14 protein-coding genes and 2 tRNA genes are annotated in these 23447 nt (G+C 42.5%); 7 read left to right on the top strand and 9 right to left on the bottom strand.

Annotated features, from left to right (window positions below; genetic code table 11):
* Nucleotides 1-209: 209 nt before the first annotated feature.
* Both IPM95_03450 and IPM95_03445 read right to left on the bottom strand, forming a co-directional pair.
* Nucleotides 210-4973: a gliding motility-associated C-terminal domain-containing protein gene (locus IPM95_03450; protein MBK9328372.1), complete on the bottom strand. Its 4764-nt coding sequence runs from the start codon at nt 4971-4973 to the stop codon at nt 210-212.
* A gap of 37 nt (nt 4974-5010) precedes the next feature.
* On the bottom strand, nt 5011-8832 hold the full coding sequence (locus tag IPM95_03445; protein MBK9328371.1) for a gliding motility-associated C-terminal domain-containing protein: 3822 nt from the start codon (nt 8830-8832) through the stop codon (nt 5011-5013).
* Nucleotides 8833-8951: 119 nt separating this feature from the next.
* Here IPM95_03445 and IPM95_03440 point away from each other — a divergent pair, with 119 nt between their 5' ends.
* The 3 genes from IPM95_03440 (at nt 8952) to IPM95_03430 (ending at nt 12155) form a co-directional block, all read left to right on the top strand.
* Nucleotides 8952-9887: a hypothetical protein gene (locus tag IPM95_03440; GenBank protein ID MBK9328370.1), complete on the top strand. Its 936-nt coding sequence runs from the start codon at nt 8952-8954 to the stop codon at nt 9885-9887.
* Nucleotides 9888-9958: 71 nt separating this feature from the next.
* The gene (locus tag IPM95_03435) at nt 9959-11563 is read left to right on the top strand and encodes a peptide chain release factor 3 (GenBank protein MBK9328369.1); all 1605 of its coding nucleotides are present in this window, start codon (nt 9959-9961) and stop codon (nt 11561-11563) included.
* A gap of 154 nt (nt 11564-11717) precedes the next feature.
* Complete coding sequence (locus tag IPM95_03430) at nt 11718-12155, top strand: PaaI family thioesterase (protein MBK9328368.1); 438 nt, start codon at nt 11718-11720, stop codon at nt 12153-12155.
* A 267-nt stretch (nt 12156-12422) separates the two neighbouring features.
* Here IPM95_03430 and IPM95_03425 read toward each other — a convergent pair whose 3' ends face one another.
* A complete protein-coding gene (locus IPM95_03425; protein ID MBK9328367.1) occupies nt 12423-12662 on the bottom strand; it encodes a hypothetical protein in 240 nt (79 codons plus the stop codon).
* A gap of 474 nt (nt 12663-13136) precedes the next feature.
* On the opposite strand from IPM95_03425, the gene IPM95_03420 reads away from it, so the two are divergent.
* Nucleotides 13137-14630 carry a hypothetical protein gene (locus IPM95_03420; protein MBK9328366.1) on the top strand — a complete coding sequence of 498 codons (1494 nt, stop codon included), beginning with the start codon at nt 13137-13139 and terminating at the stop codon, nt 14628-14630.
* A 55-nt stretch (nt 14631-14685) separates the two neighbouring features.
* On the opposite strand, the gene IPM95_03415 is transcribed toward IPM95_03420, so the two are convergent.
* The 4 genes from IPM95_03415 to mutS form a co-directional block, all read right to left on the bottom strand.
* On the bottom strand, nt 14686-16287 hold the full coding sequence (locus tag IPM95_03415; protein MBK9328365.1) for an FAD-binding oxidoreductase: 1602 nt from the start codon (nt 16285-16287) through the stop codon (nt 14686-14688).
* A 90-nt stretch (nt 16288-16377) separates the two neighbouring features.
* A tRNA-Leu gene (locus IPM95_03410) sits at nt 16378-16461 on the bottom strand.
* 35 nt (nt 16462-16496) lie between these two features.
* Nucleotides 16497-16572 (bottom strand) — tRNA-Gly (locus IPM95_03405).
* A gap of 75 nt (nt 16573-16647) precedes the next feature.
* Entirely contained in the window at nt 16648-19224 is a 2577-nt protein-coding gene (mutS, locus tag IPM95_03400; GenBank protein MBK9328364.1) for a DNA mismatch repair protein MutS, read from the bottom strand.
* A gap of 162 nt (nt 19225-19386) precedes the next feature.
* Here mutS and IPM95_03395 point away from each other — a divergent pair, with 162 nt between their 5' ends.
* Together IPM95_03395 and IPM95_03390 are read left to right on the top strand one after the other, a co-directional pair.
* Nucleotides 19387-19917 (top strand): RNA methyltransferase, encoded by a 531-nt coding sequence (locus IPM95_03395; GenBank protein ID MBK9328363.1) that lies wholly within the window; start codon nt 19387-19389, stop codon nt 19915-19917.
* A gap of 32 nt (nt 19918-19949) precedes the next feature.
* Entirely contained in the window at nt 19950-20399 is a 450-nt protein-coding gene (locus tag IPM95_03390; GenBank protein MBK9328362.1) for a hypothetical protein, read from the top strand.
* Here IPM95_03390 and IPM95_03385 read toward each other — a convergent pair whose 3' ends face one another.
* Both IPM95_03385 and folK read right to left on the bottom strand, forming a co-directional pair.
* On the bottom strand, nt 20400-21062 hold the full coding sequence (locus IPM95_03385; GenBank protein MBK9328361.1) for a deoxynucleoside kinase: 663 nt from the start codon (nt 21060-21062) through the stop codon (nt 20400-20402).
* 43 nt (nt 21063-21105) lie between these two features.
* Complete coding sequence (gene folK / locus IPM95_03380; GenBank protein MBK9328360.1) at nt 21106-21591, bottom strand: 2-amino-4-hydroxy-6-hydroxymethyldihydropteridine diphosphokinase; 486 nt, start codon at nt 21589-21591, stop codon at nt 21106-21108.
* A 79-nt stretch (nt 21592-21670) separates the two neighbouring features.
* On the opposite strand from folK, the gene sppA reads away from it, so the two are divergent.
* Nucleotides 21671-23446 carry a signal peptide peptidase SppA gene (gene sppA / locus IPM95_03375; GenBank protein ID MBK9328359.1) on the top strand — a complete coding sequence of 592 codons (1776 nt, stop codon included), beginning with the start codon at nt 21671-21673 and terminating at the stop codon, nt 23444-23446.
* Nucleotide 23447 lies beyond the last annotated feature (1 nt).

The raw sequence follows: 23447 nt of genomic DNA, 5'->3' as shown, positions 1-23447 counted from the left end.
TAATGCATTTTAAAAACAGTTATGAATGAATAGTAAATTAATAATTACCCCAAAAGAACTACATTCTGATAATGTAGGTTTTTATTACCAATAAAGAAAACGAGGGCTGATTATGTCATCAAGACTTAAAAAGTTTTAATGGCTTGTACGGCAAAATTAGTTAAAATTTCCTAATTACAAGGTGCTTTGTAGAAAAATACACAATTTTTTTACCTCAGAAGCGTTACGTTGCCCTTTAATGTTATATTGCCGCCGTCAGTGCATGTTCCGGTAAAATGATAACCATAAGCGTCTACCTGTGCAGGCTGTCCTTTATAGGTTCCATCCCATCCTTGCGCGGGGTCATTGCTTTCAAAAACTTTATTTCCCCATCTGTCATAAACCTGCAATCGCATGGATAACAGAATGGTGGATCTCGGAACAAAGTGATCGTTTATTCCATCACCATTCGGAGAAAATGCATTGGGGATAAAAATATTTTCTTTTACACAGGGCAGAATTTCCACGTCAACGAATACAGAGTCGACAGATGCACATTCTGTTGTAATATCGGATGCCCTCACAACGAACCAGGTTGGTGTATTTACAATGGCGGTCGGATTGGCTATCAATGGATTACTGACTGCTCCGGCCGGTGTCCAGTTGAAGGAATAGCTGCCCGATGCTGTAACATCTAATTGTACAGCTTCGCCCGGCAAAACAATTGATTTATCAACGGATGCGTTAATGACAGGCGTACTGTTTACGTTCAACGTCAGGAATACAGTACTGTCACATCCTTTTGAGGTGTTCAGGATTACAACATAATTACCATCTTCCTTAAATGTTTGATTCCCTATCATTACCGAATCACCCGCACAAATTGTTCTTTCCAGTTGCGTGCTCTTCGGCGGATGAACAGTCAGGGACAGGTTAACGGTACTGTCACATCGGAAAGAGCCGAGTAATTTTACAGTGTAATTCCCTGTTTCCTTAAAGGATTGTGTCCCTATGGTGACGGAGTCCCCTTCGCAAATTTCTCTGAGAATATCGATGGAAACATTCGGATGTACAATAAGTGTAAGTGTAATGATACTGTCACAATCCAATGACGTGGAAAGTATTTGTGAGTAATCTCCCGGTTCGGTCAAAATCTGATTGTTGAATGAATAGCTGCTGCCCTCACAAATGGATTCTGTAAAATTGGTGCGTTTTAGCGGATTGACCGTAAGATGCAAGGTTACATTACTGTCGCAGCTTACTGTTGTTTGTAACGGAATCGTATATACGCCAGTTTCCCTGAATATCTGTGTGCCTATTGAAACGGAATCCCCTTCACAGATGGTTGAAAACACATCCGTGGATCTGGTAGGGTTTACAGTGAGGTTTAATGTTATGATGCTGTCACATTGCTGCGAGGAAGTTAACGTTACCGTATAAGTTCCGGCGTCTTTAAAGACCTGGGTTCCGATTACAACACTGTCATTATCACAAATTATTCTGTCGATGGTTGTTCGTGCAATATTATTTACGGTTAGCGACAAATGTACGGTGCTGTCGCAGCCGGCAGCAGCCGTTAAGTATACCGAATAGTCACCACTCGCTGTAAATACCTGATTTCCGATGAAATACCTTTCTCCTTCACAGATGGATGCCGTTATATTGGCAACAATCGTGTCTGTTACCAGCAGCTGGAGGTTGACAATACTGTCGCAGCGCTGTGCGGATGTCAATGTTACGGAATAGCTTCCTGTTGTGTAGAAGGTCTGGTTGCCGATGGTGACACTGCCGCCTGTACAAACGGTTTGATTGAGCTGAGTAGTGAGGACATCATTGACGGATAAATTTAATGTAACAACAGAATCACAGTTTTGAGAGGAAACCAACGTCACCGAAAAAGTTCCTGTCTGATTGAAAGTCTGATTTCCAATGGTGACGGATTGTCCCTGACAGATGGTTCTTGAAATAGTTGTTGCAACAGGTGGATTGACAGTCAGATTTAATATGACCGTGGAATCACAATTATCGGATGATTGAAGCAGAACGGTAAAGACTCCGGTTTGATTGAAGGTTTGGGTTCCTACGGTGACTGATTGTCCCTGACAGATAGTTCTGCTGATATTGGTGGTGAAAGGTTGTTTTACAGTAAGATTCAGGCTCACAATAGAATCGCAGTTAGCAGAGGTTTGTAAGGTAACGGAAAAGTTTCCGGTCTGATTAAAGGTTTGGTTGCCTATTGTTACCGATTGTCCCTGGCAGATGGTTCTGCTGATACTGGTACTTTTTGTTGGATTGACGACAAGGTTTAAATTTACCACTGAGTCACATCCTTGAGTCGTTTGTAAGGTTACACTATACGTACCGGTGGTATTGAATGTCTGATTGCCAACGGTAACAGACTGCCCTTCACAAATTGTTCTGCTGATAGGATTGGTTTTCTTTTCCCGAACGGTAATCGTAAATGTAGCGGAGTCGGCTGGGTTACAGTTATTGGGGTCTTTGATGACAAGTTTTACGGTGTATGTTCCGGGATTGTTGAATGTATGCGAAGGGAATTCAGCTGTCGAAGTGGAACCGTCACCGAAATTCCAGAAAAATTGAGTGGCGGGTTGAGTGGCGGTGTAGGTGAAATTTACAGATAGCGGAGAGCATCCGGCCGATGGGTTTCCGGCTGCCGTAATGATCTGGAGACCTGTCAAATCAAATTTGAATTTGAACCCGGCCATGTTGCAGTTAATGGAATTATTATTTTGTCCAACAGTGCCGGCCGTAACGGGAAATGAATTGGTTGCATTGCAACTGGCACAAACAGCCTGATAGATGATACCGTTTTTATCAAATCTACTCGTACCCCCGTCTACATGGTCGCCGACTCCGCCATTTTCTCCGAAGTAGGATGCATATTTAAGGCTGCTTGCATTTTGATTAAGATTAATAAAATAAAAATCTTTGTTGTCCGTACTGCTTTTATAGGCATCTGCCGTAACAGGCATTTGGGCAGTGGTGCCAGCATTTGGCTGGAAGCCAGAATTTACACCGCCTCCCCAGCCAGCCGCATAAATGTTTCCGCAAATGTCCACCAAAAGAGCGGTAGGGGAAATATTAATCAGGCTATAGTTAGGCCTTCCAAATACAGTCGAAAATGCGGTTGTATTTAAACTGTTGTTGAGCTTGTGGAGGAATTGATTGGAGTTGGCGTTTGAATATACACCTGCCGTAACGGGATAACTGCCCAAAGTCTGACCGAATATATAGATGTTATCATTTTTATCCACATCCATCAGGTAAGCCTGATCGTAGCCGGCGGTACCTAAATAAGTGGCGGCCAATACACTGTTCCCGTTATTATCGAGTTTGGCAACATATCCATCAGTTGTACCACCCCGGTAAGTGGTGTTAAGCCCGTTGGTTCTTCCGGGCAAATTGCTGCTGTTTGTACCGCCGCAAATAAAAATATTGCTGGCAATGTCTAAGGAAATGCTGTAAGCGGCATCTGCTCCGGACCCGCCATAATAGGTAGCCCAGTTTAATGAAGATAAACCTGAATTGAATTTAGCCACAACACCATCATACGAACCGCCGCCTATACTTGGCTGTGCCTTTCCGGCTGTGCCGGGTATATTCGAGGAACTGGTAGTCGATACGATATAAATATTTCCGGAATTATCCAGTGCGATATCATTTCTTGTATCGTCTCCGTAATTAAACAAAGTGGAGGGATGAAGATTTAATCCGTCATTACTGGTTCCTCCAAAATAGGTGGAGCCGACCAGTCCGGTTCCTGCAGCGTTGAATTTTGTGACGGCAATGTCTGATCCATTTGGAAATTCTATGGAACTCTGGATGGCAACGGTACTTCCTCCGCCGTTAAACGTTTTGTCAAAGGCATCTGCCGATGTGGGGAAATTAGTGGAACTGGTTGAAATAACCGCAATCAGCTCATTGCTGGGGGTGCAGTATAAACTCGATAATAATTCGTTGGACGAGCCTCCTAAATAGGTAGAATACAAACGTGCCGTACCGGTCGAATTGAATTTGGTAATCGCAATGTCCGTGATATTAAAACCGGAACCGCCGGAAAAAGAGGTTTGAAAAGCACCTAAAGTGGTAGGGAAACCTACATCCAGCGCAATACCACCCAAAAACATATTCCCGGCTGCATCGTGTGTGGCGGAAGAACCCCAGTTGTCGCCGAAACTGCCGGAGTAGGTGGAGAATATTAAGGTAGGGTCAATGATGAGGTCGTTATTGTTATCGTACCCTTCCGGTAAATGAAAGGTGACAACATTGCCGGATATCCGGTAAGAACATTTTACTTCCTGTCTCATGCCATTAACGTATTGATAGGCATATGGTTTCAGTTCGTTTACGGTATTGACAGATGTCTGAATAATTAATCTTCCGGATTCATCCACTTTAATAGCATCTGCTCCTTTATATTCCATCTTTATCAGGGTCGGGTTTCCTCCTTTGTGAATGATATAATCCGTTTTCATAGACTGAGCCTGACTGTAAATCCTGGCATCTATCTGTTGATATAAGTTGGTATAAAAAACACTACTGTACAATCCAACTGCTGATTGCCACTTTGAAGGATCATTGCCTAAAAAATAATTGTTGAAATAGGGTTGTTTATCTTTCTCCACAATTTTCACCAAGGGATTGGATTGCAGCCAACTCATCTGGTAGGCATGTCCCCTGGCCGATTTTTCTGCTTCCTTGTAATTCGGATTGAGTGTCTTTACACCGTTTATCTCGATATACTTCTCATTTCCTTCCTGATGCTGATGGTGCATCTCCTTAGAATCGAGGAATAAATAAGTCAGTGCATTTTTTTCTAAAAACACCCAGCCGCCGCGCAAATCAGCTTTGTATAGGACGGATTGTTCCCATTGTCCGTTATTTTTTATATAATCCAACTGAGCAGGCAATTCCACTGCCTGTAAGCTGAATGTCATCACAATCGTCTGTATGAAGACCAGGAGTTTTCTCATAATCTGAATTTACCAACTAAATATAGAAACTTTATTGCTAACGCAGTAGGGTAACGTTGCCTTTTAAAGAAATTTTCTCTCCCTGCAGGCATTGACCGGTAAAAAAATAACCGTATGCATCCAACAATGCCGGCTGGCCTTTATAGGTGCCGTCCCACCCTTTGTGGATGTCATCACTTTCAAAAACTTTATTGCCCCAACGGTCATAAATGACGAGTTGTATGTTTTTTAGCGTACTGGCCCTCACTTTGAATTCATCGTTTACTTTGTCACCGTTCGGTGTGAAAGCGTTCGGAATAAATACCAGATTCTTATCACATACGGATTCCAGCACCTGCACGCTGACAGTATCCTGACCGATACAGTTATCAGAAGTATTTACGCTTACTGTATAGACGGTGGTTTCTGTCGGTGAGGATACGGGGTTGAAGATGTTTGTCTGAGAAACGAGGCTCGAAGGTGTCCAGTTATAAGAATATTCTTCATCCTGTGTTACCGTTAATTGCACCTGTTCTCCTGTAAATATGACCGGTTTGTCCACTGTCGCACTTACTGTTGGTAATGGATGAACTGTTATCAACAGGGAATCATCCACCGAACAACCGTAGGTATTAATAACGGAAAAATAAAGGGTATGAGACTGGTTGGGTTTTATATGGATTGAGTCAGTATCGCTCGTCTCAAGCGTATCTGATTCCGTCATCCATTTTATGTCATATTGCCCGTGGGTTTGAACAGACAATCGCACAGTCAGGCTGTCGCCCAGGCAAACGGATTTGTTTTCGGCAGCATACCGGATGTTTTGCTTTTCTAATTTTATGCTGTCAATGACATAGCAGAAGTTGTATGTTGCCCTGAAATAATACCATTGTACTGAATCGGTCTGAACATAGGTAAAGGATGAATCGGCAGAAATAACATGGTTGAAATCCGGGTCTGTTGACCATGTAAGAGTTGTATTAAAATCTACCGTTGCAGAAGTGCTTACACTATCTTCACAGTAAAGAAGTTTGTCTCTGTTGATGCGGATGCTTGGTAAGGTATCGTTGTAAAATACGGCTATACTGTCAATAGTCTCACAGCCCGCATAATAGGCTTTCAGATAGTATGTTTTTTGAGGTTCCGATTGTACCGTAACTAAAATTGAATCATGAGAAAGTACTTCATCAAAATTTATACTGCCGAACCATGTCAGGCTATCATAATTGCTGATGTGTGCAAGTATTCTGACGGAATCCTTGCAGACAAATGCAGAGTCAGATAAATCTATGGACGTTAGCTTGTCCGGTATCCTGATTTGTATACTGTCCGTCACAGAACAGAATTGATACGCCGCCTTTATGTAATACGTTTTTAACGGTGCAGTTTGAGCGATGATAAAAGATGCCTGATTCGATAAAACAGGTGTAAACGTCGGATTCACCGACCAGGTAATCTGGCCTGCATTATTTACGACGGCAGATGCACGAATAGTATTGCTGCAGATAAATGCACTGTCTGCCAGATCAATAGTGGGCGGGTTACTATTGTAATTTACAATAATACTGTCTGTAACAAAACAGTCCCTGTAAAATGCTTTCAGGTAATATACCTGACGCGGATTACTTTGAAAGACAACTAATGTGCCCGTTGTTCCAATCACTGAAGAGAAAGTGGGGGAGTCTGACCAGATCAGGGAAGTAAATTTTCTCACAACAGCTGAAATTACGATATCCTCCCCGCAGATGGAAAGTGAATCTGACAATGCAATGCTGGGTAAGGTATCCTGTATGGTTACCTTGATACTGTCGGTATTGCTGCAGGTTTTGTAGTCTGCTTTGATATAGTATTTTACAGTCTTAGGGATTTGAACCGCAATTAATGGATTTTCCGCAGACAGAACCGGATTGAAGGTTGGTGATGCAGACCATATGACCTGGTCTGCAAAATCAATACCGGCAGTTATCGAAAGTTGATTGGAACATTGTAAAATGTTGTCCTCTAAAGCTATCTGTGGAATGGTATTGCTGTACAGCGCGATGATACTGTCTGTCGCTTCGCAACCTTGTGCAGTGATCTTTACAAAATATTTCCGGGAAGGAGCGCTCTGTGCTACAGCGATGGAACCCGTTGTTCCAATAACCGGATTAAAAGTTGCAGAAGTGGACCAGATGACCGATTGGCCTGTTGAAATCGGGACACTTAACCGAACCGAATCACTGCACACTTTTGTCGTATCGCTGGCGTTTATCTGAACGGTATTGATGGTCTTGACCTGCACACTGTCTCGTTGGAAGCAGGTATCTCCGTTTGATAGTGGAGTTTTAATCGTAACGTAGTACGTGATGTTGGTATTTGTGTTTGTGTTGGGGTTCTGTATGTTCGGGTTATTCAGTCCTGTTGTTGGCGACCATTGGAAAATATTATTACCCTGCATGCTCAATTCCAGTTGTGCAGTCTGTACATTGCTGCATTTGGTAATGACGGGTGTAATGGCATAAGGCGGCTTTTTAAATAACCGGATGGTCTTTGTAATCGTGGAGGTACACCCATTGGTGGAGGTAACCAGCAAGGTTGCTGTAAGGATGGTGTCATTGCCATTATATGACAAAACAGGATTTTGCAGGGAAGAGGAATCGCCGGTGGAAAAATTCCATTTCCAGCCGGCTACATTGAATGAATCGGTGCTTCTGTCTATGAAACGGATGATATCACCTCTTTGCAGACAGGCATCGACGTCAACATTAAAATCAGCTTCTATCCTCTTGAACTGAACGGAAATGGTTTTGGAATAATTGGCAATACAGGAGTTGCTGACTGAATTGTAGCAAATTAGTGTAACGGTATAAGTTCCGGCGCCGGTATAGGTATGTGTAGGGTTGTCCAGTGTTGAAGAGTCACCGTCGCCAAAATACCATTTATAGCTGGTGGCACCCGAACTCTGATTCTGAAAGTTTACGGTAAAATCATTGCACTGAATGGTTGGTGCAAAGAAACTACTGATGATCTGTAAATTACAATCCACCACATTGAACTGAAAATCCCGTATGGTTCTTGTAAGCAATGTGCCATTTCTGTATTCATCCACACAAATGCCCACCACAAACTGACCAATCGTATTGGGTGTACCGGTCAGTAAGCCGTTAACAGGATGGACGGCTAATGGGACACCTCCCAACATGTTGCTTTCACTGTATGACGAATCCCATACAACATTTTCAAAAGGGGGGAATTCTGTTGTATAATAATTTGCCGGGTCATAGGGAAAAGCTCCTGAATAGGGCGTACACAGACGGTAAACCAAAGAATCACCATCTGTATCAATGACACTGTTGTCATAGGTAATCGGTTTGTTTACACAAATATAAACAGGCGGGTAGTTGACAAAATAGGGGGAGGCATTCGTTATGTGTTCATTCGCCAGGGAAGGCGGGATATTGATCGTATAGGTCGCTCCCCAGTCCATCGCGCCATATCCCCTGGAGTCGTAGGTGAGGTTAAGAATTGTATTGTTTCTGCAGCAGCGTTGATAATAGATCGTATAGCCTAAATCATTGGGTGGTAAAACCAATGTGTCCAAATACCTCGTCCAGTTGACACACACCGGAGTCTCGATTCTTGAACACGGATCCGGTTGCAGGGGTGGTAATGTATCGTCAAAAGGTTTTGAAAAGCCATAGACGCTTTCTGATACACCATCCCATACCCTGATATAAGCAGGATCATCTAAAGGAGGAATTCCATAGATGCAGTCCCTGTATACATAAAGGGAGATTTCATAACGGTCATTTCCTACATATCTGTAATTCATCACACCACCGACAATGTGTGTGGCGAACAATGAAGAGTCTATGCCGGGAATCAACAGAAAAATTGTCAAAAGTTTATAGAAACTTTTACATACCATATGAAGGTGTTGATATTGGAGTTTTCGATTTCAAACAAATTTACCAAACATTTACATACAAATCAGCATCTTTACAAAGAAAAAATCAGTAGATGTTCAAACGATTAAAGGTAAAAGGCAAGGAATTCGGTTTTGGAAGTTCTGCCATAGGTAAGAATCAGCGCATCTTGAACAAGGATGGTTCTTTTAATGTAAAGCAGAATGGCCTGACTTTTTTTGAGCAATTCAGTTTCTTTCACTGGATGATTAACACGAAATGGCCGTACTTCCTGGCTATTGTTATTATATGTTTCTTCTTTTCCAATGCGTTCTTTTCACTTATTTACTATTTTTTGCTGGGCCCTGCTCATTTTCACGGCCTTGAATCGAATACGCTTTGGTGTAATTATTTTGAATTATTTTTTTTCAGCTCTCAAACTTTCGCCACTGTAGGATACGGGCGGATAAACCCTGCCACCAATATTGCCAGCTTTGCAGCTGCTTTTGATGCGCTTTCCGGTGTTTTGTATTTTGCCATTGTAACCGGTCTGTTATACGGACGATTTTCACGACCAATTCCAAAAGTGATGTTTTCAAAGATAGGTGTATTTGCTCCCTACAAGGAAGGTCATGCCTTTATGTTCCGGCTTGCCAATAAATTAAATCATCAGCTGCAAAATGCAGAAGCACGCCTTATTGCTTCCTTGATTACAGAGGTAGATGGTTCTGCGGTGCGTCAGTATTTTGAGCTGGAACTGGAGAGAAAAGAGATCATCTTCCTGGCTTCCTCGTGGACGATTGTGCATCCGGTTAATGAATCAAGCCCGCTTTTCGGTATGTCCAGACAGGAGTTTGATTCGAGTGAACCCGAGTTTATGCTGCAGTTGAAAGTATATGACCAATCCTATAGTCAGGATACCTTCACCAATACTTCTTTCCGTAAAGAAGAGATTATTTGGAATGCCCGATTTGAAAAGATACTGACGAGTCATGAAAGCGTCAATTATGTCGATTTCTCCAAATTCAATTCCACCATTCCGTTGGATTGACTTAATATTTCATGATTCGCTAATCTGATAATGCTTATTTTTGCAGATTAATTACATTTACGATTCCTGAAATGTCTATCATTACCGACGAAATACACCGACGAAAAACATTTGCCATCATTTCCCACCCGGATGCCGGAAAAACAACGCTTACGGAGAAATTCCTGCTATACGGCGGTGCCATACAGACAGCCGGTGCCGTTAAGTCCAATAAGATAAAGAAGTCGGCGACATCCGACTTTATGGAGATTGAAAAGCAACGGGGGATCTCGGTAGCCACTTCCGTCATGACCTTCGAATATCAGGATACACTGATTAACCTGCTGGATACACCCGGCCACAAAGATTTTGCGGAAGATACCTATCGGACGCTGACAGCGGTCGACAGTGTTATCCTGGTAGTGGATTGTGTGAAAGGGGTGGAGATGCAGACGGAAAAACTCATGGAAGTCTGCCGGATGCGCAATACGCCGGTGATTGTTTTCATCAACAAGATGGACCGCGACGGAAAAGATCCGTTTGATTTACTGGATGAACTGGAACAGAAGTTACTGATACAGGTTCGTCCGCTTTCCTGGCCGATTAACAGTGGTACGCATTTCAAAGGTGTGTACAATCTATACGACAAACAGCTGAACCTGTTCCGCGCATCCGGAACTAAAGTGGAAGAGGAGTATGTGAGCATTAAGGACTTGAGCGATCCGGAATTGGATAAACAAATTGAGGCGAGGGATGCCGCTAAGCTCCGCGAAGATGTGGAACTGCTGGAAGGCGTTTATGAACCATTTGACCAGGAGACCTACAAAAGCGGTGAGATAGCACCGGTGTTCTTCGGCTCCGGGGTCAATAATTTCGGGGTGCGCGAGCTGCTGGAAACATTCATCCGAATTGCACCGTCGCCGCGAGGCAGAAATACCAATACCCGTGTGGTGATGCCGACGGAAGAGAAAATGACAGGTTTTGTTTTTAAGATACATGCGAACATTGACCCGAATCACCGGAGCAGGATAGCCTTTTTAAGGGTTTGTTCCGGCAGATTTGAACGCAATAAATTTTATTATCACACCCGTTTGAAGAAAGAACTGCGTTTCAGTAATCCCGTGACCTTCATGGCTTCCGATAAAAATATCGTGGAGGACGCCTACCCCGGCGATGTGATTGGTATGAACGATACCGGCAATTTCAAGATTGGAGATACACTGACAGAGGGAGAAGATATGGTGTTCAAAGGGATTCCGAGTTTCTCTCCTGAAATTTTCAAGGAAATGGTGAACACCGATCCGATGAAGACAAAACAACTGGAAAAAGGTATCCGTCAGCTGACGGAAGAGGGGGTGGCGCAGTTGTTTACCGTACATACCACTCAGGCAAAGATTGTCGGAACGGTGGGAGAGCTGCAGTTTGAAGTGATTCAGTACCGTCTGTTGAATGAGTACGGTGCATCCTGTCAGTTTAAGCCTTTGCAGTATTACAAGGCATGCTGGCTGACTAGTGAAAATCCTGCGAAACTGAATGAGTTTATCCGAACCAAATCCAATTATATTGCATTTGATAAGGAAAATCAGCCGGTATTTCTGGCGAGTTCGGAGTGGATATTGCGTCTGACTAAACAGGATTATCCAGACATTCACTTTCACCTGACCTCTGAGTTTAACAGGGACGAAGTGGTGGTGTGAGGATAGATTGAGAATGGAGAATGGAGAATGGAGAATGGAGAATGGAGAATGGAGAATGGGAGGTTTATACCACCCTGTGTCCTTTCGACGAGGAACGAGGAGAAAACCTGATGAAAATGAAGACAAAGCTCTGATAATTTGCAAATAGTATTTTATGAACAAACGAGTAGCATTATTTAAAACTCAGATAGGCCAGGAGAAATGGCTGTTTGATTATCCGCTGATGGACTGGATGAATGCCAGGGTGCTGGACGTGGAGGAAGGCAAGGTGAAAATGCAGTTTACAGTAGAAAAATATATGCTGAATCCGATAGGAATCCTTCACGGCGGTATTGCCGCTGCCATGCTGGATGAGCTGATGGGCGCTGCCGGCTTTACCATCGGCCGTCCAACCGGCTATGCCACCATCAATATGAATATAGATTACCTGAACAGCGCCAAAGCCGGTGAGACAATTATTGGAGAGGGTATCATTATCCGGGCGGGAAAAAATGTACTGCACGCAGAGGCTAAATTATACAATCAGGAAAATAAGCTCCTTTCGAAAGCCAGTTCCAACCTGATAGCCACTTCTGTTCCGATTCCGTTTTAAATTACTTTTACGTCATTGCGAACGCAGTGAAGCAACCTATGCTGTTTTCACGCACCCTTAGCCGTCTATAACACTAGTTTGCTATTACCAGCATCTTGTCATTTCCACGAGGTACGGGGACCTGTCTGCCGCCAGGCAGAGAAAATATACTTAGTTAGAACGTCTTCTCTGCTTTAGATTTAAAATAAAAATACGGAGTGGCGAAACCACTCCGTGTAAGAACTAAACTACTAACTATTTTATATAATAGTGGGGGGATAAAACAAATTAATTACCAGAGTTAGGATCAACTGTTCTGTTACCAGAATTAGGGTCAACTCCTTTATTACCAGAATTAGGATCAACTCCTTTATTGCCAGAATTAGGATCAACTCCTTTATTGCCAGAATTAGGATCAACTATAATCTTATTACCTGAATTAGGATCAACTATTCTGTTACCTGAGTTAGGATCAACACCTAAGAAAAGTGTTGAAATAGCGAAAAGAATAGAAACTAAAAATTCCATATTGTTGCGATTTGTTAATGCAAATATGGATACTTATTACCAAGTGTTGATTACAGTTTGTGCAAAGAAGTGACTATTCATAATGTAGGGTTAATATGATTTTGTGAATACAAATAATTGTAAATCACACAGTTATATGTGGGTTTGTTGGGTTTTTATTTCATTTTTGTGACAAAGGTTGTTTATGTTGGGTTTTATGAAATTGAGTGTTAGCAGTATCCTTTTGTTTGTAATCCGGGTTATGTTTTCTAATCAGGGATCTCGTAAACACCATTGAAAGTTGGGCATTCAGTGGTATTACAGGAAACGTATATACTGCTCAACGACTCAAAGTTGATATATAATTCTGTTGAAAGCAATCAGCGGATCATTTTATTTGTGACTTCCATGATTATTCATTAAATTGCATATTATTATTGTAATTGTTTAATTTACAGTTAATTGTTAATTTTGTTTATTGCAAAAATGTGACTTATGGAAGCATTAAAAGAATTAGTTAAGGTACTTAACCGAAAGTGCCTGTCAAAAATAGATGTATTGGATAAAACATTATTACATCAAACTAAAGAGAATCTTTATTATCGACTTTATGAAGGTCTTGAGAATGGTAAAATCACCGATGATGCTTCAGCTGCAAAATATTTATATGGTTCCACAGAAAAAGATGCAAAGTACAGAAAGTTAAAATCCAGATTCAGGTCAAAACTAATGCGTACAGTATTATTGTTTGACAATGAAGATGTTTTTGTAAACTCACAAAGCCAGGCATATTATGAATGCTTAACAAATAACCACATTATTGAAGTTTTATTAAAATTAACTGGTACTTCTAAATTGGTGTATGAGTTAGTTCAGGACAGTTTGCCGAAAGCAAAACAATTTAAATTTTATGATATTCTCAAGAATTATAGTTTTTATATGCTTAGCTATTATTCTGTAAAAGGTGATCAAAAATCATTTAATAAAGAACAGGAAAAATATCTAAGCTATTTAGATTTGTCAGGAAAGGAGCAATATGCTAAGTTCCTTTTTTATAAATCTTCTATAAAATTAGATAATCAATCGCCTATCACAGATGATTTGTTAAAAGAAGTTGAGTTGATTTTACTTGAAATGACACAACTAAGAAAGTTGCTAGAAAGTTATGAAATTGACTTCTTTTATTTCTTTTTAGCGTTGGAATATTATCAAAAGAGTAATAAGCTTGATAGTATTATTTCTATTTGCGATGAAGCGGAATACATAATGACAGAGAACACGTTAACTTATACAAATACAAGAAAAATTATCATCTTATTTTTTAGATTAAATACTTATTTGTCACTCAAAAAGTTTGAAGAAGCTATTAAACTAATAAAAACAGAAAAAGCACTTCAAATACCTGTAAATTATTATAATTGGTTTTTATTAAAGGAGACTGAGTTTAAGCTTTATCTGCATAATAATAATGTAAAAGATTCATACAGAGTATACGAAGAAGTAATAGATAACAATTCATTTAAGAATCAGGTTGACAGGATGACAGAAAAATGGAAAATTTACCATGCATACTTGGTGTTTCTGGATAATTATCTGAATAATGGAGACTATAAGAAATTCAGTTTGCCGAAATTCTTGAATTCCGTGCCGGTGAATTCAAAAGATAAATCCGGTTTCAATTTCGCCATCCGTATCATTGAATTGCTGTTTCAATTCGCCCGCGGAGAGGACGCCATGGTATTCCATAAAATGGACGCACTTCGGGTGTACCGCTCCCGTTACCTCAACGATAATACTTACAAACGGAATCACCTGTTTTTAAGCCTTTTGCTCAAATCTGAAAAATCAGGTTTTGATTACAAGGTACTGCACAAGGCTGACTGGCAGGAAATCCAGAATCTGCGCGACAGAAAGCACATCATTGCCGAATGGGAAATCATCCCCTACGAAGAACTGTGGGATATCTTTGTGGAGCTGGCAAAAAGATAACCAGTTCTGTTTATTGCCGTTCTGTTGCCTTACTTATCAGATGCCAGACTAAAAACTATGCCTCTTTGTTAATTAAAGCCCCTGGATTTAATATCCATCCGGCATCAACGGTTGTTTTGGCATGTTTCAGCATCTGCTGAAAAGTAGCACTCGACTGCATTTTGTAATACGGCCTGTGGTCGCGCCCGACGGCATGGTGGTGTGTGATCGTTCCGCCCTTTTCTATAAGAATTTCTGATACCGTTTTCTTGATGAAATCCCATTCTTCGAGTTGCTGTCCGGGTTTCCCTTTTGCAATTACAGTATAATACGGAGCCGGGCCGTCCGGATAAATATGGGTGAATCGGCAGGTGATGATACCCTGCATGCCTTGTTGTTTTAAGGCACAGTAAACGCCCTGTTCTACCGCATTGTGGAATTCGGTAAACTTATCCCAGGTTACCGCGGTTTCAAATGTCTCGGCAATCAGTCCGTGACACATCAGCAGATCGCGGATATAAGGTGCGCGGATGAAAGATTTCTTCCATTCCATAGCATCCGGATCTTCAGTCTTTTCAAAAGAAGCATTGGCGGATAAAGTGCCTCCTGCATCCAGACAAAGTGCTGTCGCTTTCTTCAGGTTATCATCCACGGCAAAATGCGCTGATTCAAAACCCAGAATCAGCACTGTGTGTACGCCATCACCTAATCCGTTGGAGAATGCTTCAAGGGCACTTATCAGCCGGGCATTGGAAGGATTTAATCCCGACTGAGAGAGCAATCGGCAGGCCTCAGCTCCTTTAGCGAAATCGCGGAACAACAAGGTGGCTGTTGCTTTGCAGGTTGGAATATCCTGCAGGCGCATCCACGCTTCTGTAATGATGCCTAAAGTGCCTTCAGAGCCACAAACCAATCGTTCTTCCGAGGGCCCGGCGCCTGAGCCGGGAAGGCGGCGGGAATGTAAAATGCCGCCCGTAGGAGTCATCATTCTTACCGATTGAACAAATTCATCTATATGCGTAAACAATGTGGCAAAGTGTCCGCCGGAACGGGTGGCAATCCAGCCGCCCAGCGTGGAAAATTCCAGACTCTGAGGAAAATGCCGCAATGTCAGCCCGTATCCTTTTAACTGCTGTTCCAGATCAAGACCGAAGATGCCGGCTTGTATCCGCGCACTCCGGCTGGTTTTATCCACTTCCAGCACCTTGTCAAAATGCAGCATATCCACTGTGATGCAGCCGTTATAGTGTGGCGGAATTAATGGTTCTACACCGCCGCAAACACTGGAGCCGCCGCCAAATGGAATCAGCGCAATATGATTGGTTGCGGCAAAATCAAACAGAGTGGAAATCTGATTTTCATTTTTCGGATAGGCAACATAATCTGGCGGATTGGGAAAGATACCGTTCATGCCCCGCCACACATCCCGGAATGATTTCCCATAGGAATGTCCAGCTCTCTGTTCGGTATCTCTGCTGCAGAATAATGTAAGTTCTTCCGTCAGTTTGAACCTCGGCTCGCGTAAGCGAAGCTGATTCAGCGTTACAGGCTGGATCTTATTGAATTCTTTAATACCAAGTCCCATTCGTAATGCGTTGAGCAATCTTGCAGTCGCATCGTCCGGCAGATTGAAGTCTTTATATCCCCATCCCCAAAAATTTCTGTTCTGATAATCCATATCGTGTCTTTTTAGTACAATAAAAATACATAATGGAACTGATTAACAGAAAATAATAAGAAATGGGTGGAAATGTGGAACAAAAAAGCGTACCCGGGGCGGGACTCGAACCCGCACAGCCGCGATGGCCACAGGATTTTAAGTCCTGCGTGTCTACCATTCCACCACCCGGGCACTGAAATAAAAAAGGAGTTTATACAAACTCCTTCTGGAGCGAAAGACGAGACTCGAACCCGCGACCCTCACCTTGGCAAGGTGATGCTCTACCAACTGAGCTACTTTCGCATACATTTTAAAGAACGGACTGCAAAGATAGAAATCTTTTCATTTTTGACAATAGGGGAGTTGAATTTTTTTAATTCATAACAATTTCCTTAACTCATCCAGCTTCATCAGGGCTTCCACCGGTGTCAGGGTATTGATATTGACTTTTTCCAGCACTTCTTTCAGTTTCAGCAACCTCGGGTCATCCATCGCAAACATATTCAACTGGAAGTCGTCGTTTCCGGAGGGAAGATTTTTTAAGGTCGATGCCACATCACTGGCCAGGTTGCGCTGCGACTCCAGTTCCCGCAGGATTTCATTGGCCCGCTGTATCAGTTCATTAGGCATACCGGCCATTTTAGCCACGTGGATACCAAAACTGTGCTGCGAGCCGCCCTCTATCAGCTTGCGCAAGAAGAGGACTTTATTGCCGGCTTCTTTCACGGCCACATTATAGTTTTTGATCCTCGGAAATTTATCTGCCAGTTCATTCAATTCATGATAGTGGGTGGCAAACATCGTTTTGGGATGTGCCGTTTTGTTGTTATGCAAAAATTCCACCAGACTCCACGCAATTGAAATACCGTCATACGTCGATGTGCCGCGACCGATTTCATCGAGCAGCACCAGGCTTCTTTCTGAAATATTGTTTACGATACTGGCGGTTTCTATCATCTCCACCATAAACGTGGATTCGCCCAGACTCAGGTTGTCGCTCGCACCCACGCGTGTGAAAATCTTATCGACGATGCCGATATGCGCTTCCTGCGCCGGAACAAAACTGCCGATTTGTGCCAATAAGACAACCAGCGCCGTTTGCCGCAGAATGGCGGATTTACCGGACATGTTCGGCCCTGTGATGATGATGATCTGCTGTTCGTCGGGATGCAGGTACACATCGTTGGGTATGTATTGTTCGCCTAACGGCAGCTGATGTTCAATCACCGGATGCCTGCCTTCCACAATCTTTAAAGCCAAGTCATCCGACAATACGGGCCGTCTGTAGTGATGTTTCAGTGCGATGGCAACAAACGACTGCAAGCAGTCGAGGCGGGCAATCAGCTGCGCATTGAGCTGTATGGGATGAATATATTCCAGTATTTCCGTGACGAGCGCTTCGAACAATCTGACCTCGAGGGTCAGGATTTTCTCTTCCGCGCCTAATATTTTTTCTTCGTATTCTTTCAGTTCCGGGGTGATGTATCGTTCCGCACCGGACAGCGTTTGCTTGCGTATCCAGCCGGATGGTACTTTGTCCTTATGCGTATTGCGCACTTCCAGGAAATAACCGAACACATTGTTGAATCCTATCTTCAGGCTGGGTATCTGTGTGCGTTCGCTTTCGCGGTTTTGTATTTCCAGTAAATAGTTTTTTCCGGAAGAAGACAGGTTGCGGAGTTCATCCAGTTCTGCTGATACGCCGGCTTTGATGGCATTTCCTTTTTGTACCTGAACGGGAGCGTCTTCGTTCAGGGTAGCGTCTATTTTTTCCTTTATCAGCTGACAAAGCTGCAATTGCTCCCCGATTCTCTTTAACCCGTTATTTTGGGTTAGGAGACAGATTTCCTTAATGGGCTGAATGGCTTGTAAGGCTCTCTTTAACTGGGTCACTTCCCTTGGGTTGATTTTCCCCATCGGCACCTTGGAAATCAACCGCTCCAGATCTCCGATTTGTTTGATTTGATGAACGATGGTTTGTAAGGTATCGTTCTCTTTGATGAGATATTCCACCGCGTCGAGCCGCTCGTTGATCAGCTGAATGTCTTTGAGTGGCAGCACTATCCATCTTCTCAGCAGGCGGCTGCCCATCGGGGAGATGGTTTTATCTAAAATCTGAATGAGCGGTACACCCTTTTCATGGGTGCTTTGGGTCAGCTCCAGATTACGGGCGGTAAAGCGGTCAATCCAGACATATTTATCGTGCTCAATTCTGGAAATGGCTGCGATATGCTGCAGTTTGTTGTGTTCCGTTTCTGCCAGGTAATGCAGGCAGGCGCCTGCAGCCTGGATACCCAACGGCATTTCATCCACACCGAATCCCTTCAGTGTCTGGACCTGAAAATGCTGATGTAGCTTTTCTTGCAGGAAATCTTCCTGATACACCCAGTCTTCGAGGGCAAATGTATAGTAATGGCTGCCGTAGATACCGGCAAACCGTTTTTGCTGGTGTTTCGGAAAAATGACTTCGGAAGGAGAGAAACTTTGTATCAGTTTGTCGATATAGGCTTCATCACCCTCTGCTGCCAGAAATTCACCGGTAGAAATATCCAGAAAGGCGATGCCGATTTGTTTATCGGCAAAAAAGACTGAAGCTAAAAAATTGTTGGACTTATGGTCTAAAATTTTATCATTCACCGCCACGCCGGGGGTGATGAGTTCGGTTACTCCGCGTTTGACGATGGTTTTCGTCATCTTCGGGTCTTCCAGCTGCTCGCAGATGGCCACCCTGTAGCCGGCCTTCACTAATTTTGGCAAATAGGTATCCACGGCGTGATACGGAAAACCGGCAAGTTCCAGTTCTGTCTGGGTGCCGTTCGCCCGTTTGGTCAGGATAATACCCAGAATCTGGGAAGTCTTGATGGCATCCGCCCCAAAGGTCTCATAAAAATCACCAACACGGAATAATAGGATGGCATCCGGGTATTTTTGCTTTATCCGGTTGTATTGCCCCATGAGCGGCGTTTCCTTCACTTCTTTTTCTTTTGCCACAATTTTGTGTATTTTTAAATGTCATTTCGAGTGCAGCGAGAAATTTTGCTACAATAACCAAGATGATTAAATAATACTGCAAAATTTACCTTTCAGTCGAAATGACGGACTGCTAAAATACAACTAATGCGAAAACTAAAGTCGGCTGAGCTGAACAGATTATCCACAGCGCAATTTAAGGAAACCTCTAAAATGCCGGTGGCGGTGGTACTGGACAATGTCAGAAGTGCGATGAATGTGGGGGCTGTTTTCAGAACTTCGGATGCATTTTTAATTGAAAAGATTTACCTGGTCGGCATTACCGCCACTCCGCCGAACAGGGATATTCAGAAGTCGGCATTGGGCGCTACGGAAACGGTAGAATGGGAATACAGAGCCACCATTCAGGAATGTATTGAATCGTTAAAGCGGGCAGACTATACCATCCTGTGCGTGGAACAGAGTGACCGTTCCGGTCTGTTGCATGAATTTACAGTTGACCGGCAAAAAAAATATGCATTAATTTTTGGAAATGAGGTGGATGGTGTATCCCAGTACGCAATGGACCATTGCCATTATTGCCTTGAAATACCGCAGTTCGGAATGAAACATTCGTTGAATATATCCGTGTCAGCAGGTATGGTAATATGGGAATTTGCTCGTAAATTGCGCTTGTAAATTAAAACGATTCTAAAAAATAATAGTAACCTATGAAAAAATCAGCATTACTTCTGACCATCCTCTTCGGCATGTTCGTCCTGTCTTATGCTCAAAACACCATGAAACTGCGATATCCGAAATGTGAACTGACATCTGCGGCCGTATCTGCGGAAACTAAGGGTATCAAAACATTTGAAATCACGACTCAGGAAGAGTTTGACAAATATTTTAAACTGACGGATGGCAACACCATCAATTTTGAAAACAATATGGTTCTGGCTGCTATTGTCGGGGACGATGAAGCGGATAAATATATACAGGTTGATGCCGCCTCTTTCATTTCCTCCAAGGCACGTACCGTTTATGTACGTTATGACATCAGGGAACAGCAGGATAAGAATTACTCGAAATTTTCAGTTGCAGTGATTCAGAAAACCAATTACAAGAAGGTGCTTTTTTTGAAAGGGAAGAAATATAATATGGCTATCTCCGGGGGGTAATCACCCCTCGAGGTGGAGCAATTCCTCCTGTTCCAGTTTCACGAAGTTCATGCCGACATTGTACTCTCTGTCAAACAGTTTCAGCAATTGCCTGTAAGCAAAGACATTGCTGACCCAGTCTATATTATTGACATCGATGATTACATATTTGTGTTCGGGATTTTGTTTGAAAAATTCGAAATACATCTTTTCCAGTCGGTTCAGGTAAATACGCGAGATGTTTTGCTCATATTCTCTTCCACGTTTGCGGATGTTACGCATCAACTGGTCTGTATCAGCATGCAGGTAAAAAATGATTTCCGGTTTTGGCAGTTTCTTGTATATCTGGTCGAAAAAATGCTTGTACAGTTTATATTCCTGTTTGGTCAGGTTGACTTTAGAAAACAGCAGGCATTTTTTCAGCATATAATCCGTCACGGTGAAATTGGAAAAGATATTCGGCTCGCTGAAAATACGGGTGAGCTGCTGATAGCGTTCAATCAGGAATGACATCTCCAGCTGCAGCGCATATTTGGAATTATCTTCGTAAAATTTCGGCAGGTACGGATTGTCTTCAAAAGCTTCCAGTATCAGCTGTCCGTGATATTCCTCAGCCAGCAGCGACGCGAGTGTCGTCTTTCCCGCACCAATATTGCCTTCTATGCTGATGAATTTGTAAATCATGGTTGCCTGTATCAGAAATGGGGTAATCTTTTTGAATTCCCTTCTATCGGGTAAAAATACTTACTTTCAGCGTATCCTCACACTCTCTAGTCAGTTGTTCTATCGACTTATGGATGACGGGATGTGTATAACTTTTATTCAACTCCATCAGCGGAACCAGGGTGAAGTTTCGAAGATGCAGCCGCGGATGCGGGATAATCAGATTTTTTGACTGAAGGATGATCGTGTCATAAAATAAGATATCGATGTCAATGGTACGGGCGGAATAGTTATGTTTATTGACCCTGCCTAGTGCCTTTTCTATTTTTTTCAGTGTTTTCAATAACTGCAGAGGGGTCAGTAGGGTACTGACTTCCAGTGCCTGATTCAGGTATTTGGGTTGATTGTCCTTTCCCCAGGGTTCTGTAATAAAGACCTGTGATGATTGGATAACAGAACCGGCATGCTGTTGTATCAGGTGTTGTGCGAGATTCAGAAAACGGGTTCGGTTACCTTTATTAGAGCCTAATAGCAAATAAACTGTATGCAACGTAATATTTTCCCAATTATAACAACTAATTTTGAACTTTCTGTACTTAAATATCATTTAATCCGTATAAATACTTTATATGAAGAGTTTTTTTAAACTATTTTTTGCGTGTCTGCTTGCATTGGGAGTTGGGTTTTTGCTGTTCTCTCTTATCCTGATAGGCAGTTTTTCGGGAAATAAACCTGTTGTCAAAGTTGAGGCAAATTCCGTGTTGAACTTAACATTGAAAGGAGAGATTACCGATCGGGCATATAACAATCCGTTCAGGAATTTAAGCCCGATGGCTGCTCTGACAGGATCCATATCGGATGAATCCACCATAGGATTATTTGATTTGAAAGAAGTGTTGAATTATGCCAAAACAGACGACCATATCAAAGGGATATATTTAAGGATTGATGAGCTAAAATGCGGACCGGCGACCGTCTTTGACCTTAAGGAAGCATTGGAAGATTTTAAGAAATCGGGAAAGTTTATTTATGCATATGCCAATTCATCCGGTGAACTTAATTTGGTATTGAATGCTGCTGCCGGTAAGTTTTACCTGAATCCGCTGGGAGAATGTGAGTTTGACGGATTTGCGATGCAGCGTCAGTACATGAAAGGGTTGTATGATAAGTTGGGGGTAGACTTTAAAGTGTTTTATGTCGGAGAATACAAAAGTGCTACGGAAGGGTTTCGGAGAACGGATATGAGTCCGGAAGACAGGACACAGCGGACTGCTTTGCTGGAGGATATCAATACCGCCTTTTTTGCTGCTCTGAAAAATAAAACTAAACTGTCAGCAGACTCTTTAAAATCACTTCAGGATAATTTAGCTGTTATGGAGGCGGACGAAGTTTTGAAATATCGGTTTGTGGATGGGCTTAAATATGAAGATGAGGTAAGAGAAGAGATGAAAACAAAATTAGGCTATAAGAAAGGGGATGAGTTAAAAATGATTTCATATGACAAGTACCTGAGCTATATTAAGACTAAAAGAAAATCAGCTGGAGAAAACAAGATAGCAGTAGTCTATGCGGAAGGTGAAATCAACGATGGCAAAGTGGATGAAGGTGTAATAGGCAGAGATGCATATATTAAAATCTTACAGGAACTTCAGAATGACAAAAATGTAAAAGGGGTGGTGTTGCGCGTCAACTCTCCGGGTGGCAGTGCCTTTGCTTCCGAGCAGATTTACCATGAACTGAAAAAACTGAAAGCTAAAAAACCGATTGTGGTTTCCATGGGCGATTATGCGGCATCCGGAGGGTATTACATTTCTGCACTGGCGGATAAAATAATTGCTCAGCCCAATACCATCACCGGCTCTATCGGAATCTTTGGGATAGTTCCGGATATCCGTAAGGCACTCAATGAAAAATTGGGAGTTACTTTTGATGAGGTAAAGACGGCCCAACATGCCAATTATATGAATATCACGAATGACTGGGATGAACTGGAATTGAGCAAGATGCAGCATTATGTGGAGAAAGGATATGGCGTTTTCCTGAACAGGGTAGCCACCGGAAGGAAAATGGATACTGCAGCAGTCAATAAGGTAGCCCGTGGAAGAGTATGGACAGGCCAGGATGCAAAACAGATAGGATTGGTAGATGAACTGGGCGGTATGGAAGTGGCGATTACACGTGTGAAGGAACTGGCAAAAGTAAAGGAAACGAATGTTGTGAACTATCCTAAGGAAAAGACATTAATACAAAGCATTTTGGGCGGATTTATGGGAGATGAAAAAGACAGTGAAATGAAAATGCTTAAATCGCTAACTCCGCAGATGTTGTACTACAGGGAACTGCAGCGCATTCAATCCATGGATGTGTTGCAGTATAAACTGCCGTATGATATCCAGTTGAAGTAAG

It is taken from the genome of Sphingobacteriales bacterium (assembly GCA_016719635.1).
Taxonomy (GTDB): Bacteria; Bacteroidota; Bacteroidia; order Chitinophagales; family JADIYW01; genus JADJSS01.
The sequence above is the reverse complement of the archived record's forward strand: the minus strand, read 5'-3'. Positions and strand labels throughout refer to the sequence as shown.

Coding starts and splice junctions, on each gene's coding strand:
- mutS (MBK9328364.1), bottom strand. CDS start 19,224: ATGGGGCAATACAACCGGATAAAGCAAAAATACCCGGATGCCATCCTA.
- IPM95_03415 (MBK9328365.1), bottom strand. CDS start 16,287: ATGGATTATCAGAACAGAAATTTTTGGGGATGGGGATATAAAGACTTC.
- IPM95_03385 (MBK9328361.1), bottom strand. CDS start 21,062: ATGATTTACAAATTCATCAGCATAGAAGGCAATATTGGTGCGGGAAAG.
- IPM95_03395 (MBK9328363.1), top strand. CDS start 19,387: ATGCGAAAACTAAAGTCGGCTGAGCTGAACAGATTATCCACAGCGCAA.
- IPM95_03450 (MBK9328372.1), bottom strand. CDS start 4,973: ATGAGAAAACTCCTGGTCTTCATACAGACGATTGTGATGACATTCAGC.
- IPM95_03390 (MBK9328362.1), top strand. CDS start 19,950: ATGAAAAAATCAGCATTACTTCTGACCATCCTCTTCGGCATGTTCGTC.
- sppA (MBK9328359.1), top strand. CDS start 21,671: ATGAAGAGTTTTTTTAAACTATTTTTTGCGTGTCTGCTTGCATTGGGA.
- IPM95_03425 (MBK9328367.1), bottom strand. CDS start 12,662: ATGGAATTTTTAGTTTCTATTCTTTTCGCTATTTCAACACTTTTCTTA.
- IPM95_03435 (MBK9328369.1), top strand. CDS start 9,959: ATGTCTATCATTACCGACGAAATACACCGACGAAAAACATTTGCCATC.
- IPM95_03430 (MBK9328368.1), top strand. CDS start 11,718: ATGAACAAACGAGTAGCATTATTTAAAACTCAGATAGGCCAGGAGAAA.
- IPM95_03420 (MBK9328366.1), top strand. CDS start 13,137: ATGGAAGCATTAAAAGAATTAGTTAAGGTACTTAACCGAAAGTGCCTG.
- IPM95_03440 (MBK9328370.1), top strand. CDS start 8,952: ATGTTCAAACGATTAAAGGTAAAAGGCAAGGAATTCGGTTTTGGAAGT.